Annotated in this window: 2 protein-coding genes; both read left to right on the top strand. The window is 62.8% G+C overall.

Going from position 1 to position 2,918, the window contains the following annotated elements; genetic code table 11:
• Nucleotides 1-251 precede the first annotated feature (251 nt).
• On the top strand, nt 252-2,033 hold the full coding sequence (gene gcl, locus EOA27_RS30110; protein ID WP_127257943.1) for a glyoxylate carboligase: 1,782 nt from the start codon (nt 252-254) through the stop codon (nt 2,031-2,033).
• A 26-nt stretch (nt 2,034-2,059) separates the two neighbouring features.
• A complete protein-coding gene (gene hyi, locus EOA27_RS30105; RefSeq protein WP_126082818.1) occupies nt 2,060-2,857 on the top strand; it encodes a hydroxypyruvate isomerase in 798 nt (265 codons plus the stop codon).
• Nucleotides 2,858-2,918 lie beyond the last annotated feature (61 nt).

The following is a 2,918-nucleotide window of genomic DNA, read 5'->3' as shown; positions in this document are numbered from 1 at the left end:
ATTGAAGGCGCGCGGCCGGCCGCGCTGGCGTTTTTCCGTCGTTTCCATAGGCGGCATTCTCGCTGAATTCGCGCGAGGTGCAATGAAAAAGTTTTTCATCGTTCTGGCAGGGTGAATTTCTGGAAAACCGAAAATGACGTGAATTCAACGGGTAAACGCCGTTTGCTAGAAATGAAAAAATATTCTGAAAAAATTGAAAAATCGAACGCGCGCTGTCACTATCAAGCCAACCAACGAAATGGAGGCTTGCAATGGCCAGGATGCGCGCTGTCGACGCGGCGGTTCTCGTTCTCGAAAAGGAAGGCATCACCAATGCCTTCGGCGTGCCGGGCGCGGCGATCAACCCGCTCTATTCGGCGCTGAAGGCGCGCGGCACCATCCGCCATGTGCTTGCCCGCCATGTCGAGGGCGCCTCGCATATGGCCGAAGGCTATACGCGCGCTAAGCCCGGCAATATCGGCCTCTGCATCGGCACGTCCGGTCCGGCCGGCACCGACATGATCACCGGCCTCTACTCGGCCTCGGCGGACTCCATCCCGATCCTCTGCATCACTGGGCAGGCGCCGCGCGCCCGGCTGAACAAGGAGGATTTCCAGGCCGTCGACATTGCTTCGATCGCCGCGCCCGTCGCCAAATGGGCGGTCACCGTCATGGAACCTTACCTGGTGCCGATGGCGCTGCAGAAGGCGTTCCACCTGATGCGCTCCTCGCGCCCCGGGCCGGTGCTGGTCGACCTGCCGCTCGACGTCCAGCTTGCCGAGATCGAGTTCGACATCGACGCCCATGAGCCGCTCGCGCCCTTCAAGCCGGCGATGACACGCGCCCAGGCCGAGAAGGCGCTTTCGATGCTCAACGAAGCGGAAAAGCCGCTGATCGTCGCCGGCGGCGGCATCATCAATGCCGATGCATCCGACCTCTTGATCGAGTTCGCCGAAGTCACCGGCGTGCCGGTCATCCCGACGCTGATGGGCTGGGGCGCGATCCCCGACGACCATCGGCTGATGGCCGGCATGTGCGGCCTGCAGACGTCGCACCGCTACGGTAACGCGACGATGCTGGCGTCAGACTTCGTCTTCGGCATCGGCAACCGCTGGGCCAACCGTCACACCGGCTCGGTCGACGTCTACACCAAGGGCAAGAAATTCATCCATGTCGACATCGAGCCGACGCAGATCGGCCGCGTCTTCGCGCCGGATCTCGGCCTCGTCGCGGATGCAGGTGCCGCGCTGAAGATCCTGCTCGACGTCGCCACCGAATGGCGCACGGCCGGCAGGCTGCGGGACTGGTCGGGCTGGGCCAAGGAATGCCAGCAGCGCAAGAAGACGATGAAGCGCAAGACGCATTTCGAGCAGGTGCCGCTGAAGCCGCAGCGCGTCTATGAGGAGATGAACAAGGCCTTTGGCCGCGACACGACCTATGTCACCACCATCGGCCTGTCGCAGATCGCCGGCGCGCAGTTCCTGCATGTCTACAAGCCGCGCAACTGGATCAATTGCGGCCAGGCCGGACCGCTCGGCTGGACGCTGCCGGCAGCCCTCGGCGTGCGCGCCGCCGATCCGGATCGCGCCATCGTCGCGCTCTCGGGCGACTACGACTTCCAGTTCATGATCGAGGAACTGGCGGTCGGCGCCCAGCACAAGCTGCCTTACATCCATGTCGTCGTGAACAACGCCTATCTCGGCCTGATCCGCCAGGCGCAGCGCGGCTTTTCGATGGATTACGAGGTGAGCCTCGCCTTCGAGAACGTCAACCGCGCAGGCGATCCGGAGGCGGGCTACGGCGTCGATCATGTCGCCGTCGCCGAGGCGATGGGCTGCAAGGCGGTCCGCGTGAAGAAGCCCGAGGAATTCGCCGGCGCCTTCAAGGAAGCGCAGCGGCTGATGAAGGAGCATCAGGTTCCGGTGGTGCTGGAATTCATCCTCGAGCGCGTCACCAACATTTCGATGGGCACCGAAATCGACAAGATCACGGAATTTGAGGAACTTGCCGAGAGCCATGAGGATGCGCCGACGGCCATCGTCATGTTGGATTGAGTTCAGGCGGAACGAAGGAGAAAAGAATGCCGCGTTTTTCAGCCAACCTGTCCATGCTCTTCGGCGAGCATGAATTCCTCGATCGCTTTGATGCCGCCGCCCGCGCGGGCTTCAAGGGCGTCGAATATATCGGCCCCTATGATCACGCGCCGGACGTCGTCGCGGCGCGCCTGAAGAAGAACGGCCTGAGCCAGGTTCTTTTCAACCTGCCGGCCGGCGACTGGGGCAAGGGCGAGCGCGGCATTGCCGTGCTGCCGGACCGGGTGCCGGAATTCCGCCAGGGCGTCGCCAAGGCGATTACCTATGCGCATGCGCTGGGCTGCGAGCAAGTCAACTGCCTCGCCGGCATCGCGCCCCAGGGCGTCGATCGCGCTGTGCTGGAAAACGTCTTTGCCGAAAACCTGGCCTTCGCGGCCGAGAAGCTGGAACAAGCCGGCATCAGGCTGCTGATCGAGCCGATCAACACCCGCGACATTCCGGGCTTCTTCCTGAATTACTCCGACCAGGCCTTGGCGCTGATCGACCGCATCGGCTCGAAGAACCTCTATTTGCAATACGACATCTATCACATGCAGATCATGGAGGGGGATCTCGGCCGTACCATCGAGGCGAACCTTAGCCGCATCGCGCATATCCAGCTTGCGGACAATCCCGGCCGTCACGAGCCGGGGACGGGCGAGATCAACTATCCCTTCCTTTACGACCACATCGACCGCATCGGCTATTCCGGCTGGATCGGCGCCGAATACAAGCCGAAGGCGGGCACAGAGGCCGGACTCGGCTGGTTCAGCGAATTCGCCGGGCAGGGGAGCGCGGCGGCTTAGAGCCGACGCCGAAACTGCCAATCTCCCCCCAAGTGGGGGAGATGTCCGGCAGGACAGAGGG

Origin of the sequence: Mesorhizobium sp. M2A.F.Ca.ET.037.01.1.1 (assembly GCF_003998075.1) — a bacterium.
GTDB lineage: Bacteria > Pseudomonadota > Alphaproteobacteria > Rhizobiales > Rhizobiaceae > Mesorhizobium.
Note: the sequence above shows the minus strand (reverse complement) of the source record. Positions and strands in the feature narration are given on the sequence as shown.

Excerpts from the sequence above, each read along its gene's own strand:
- hyi (WP_126082818.1), top strand. The coding sequence starts at position 2,060 with ATGCCGCGTTTTTCAGCCAACCTGTCCATGCTCTTCGGCGAGCATGAA.
- gcl (WP_127257943.1), top strand. The coding sequence starts at position 252 with ATGGCCAGGATGCGCGCTGTCGACGCGGCGGTTCTCGTTCTCGAAAAG.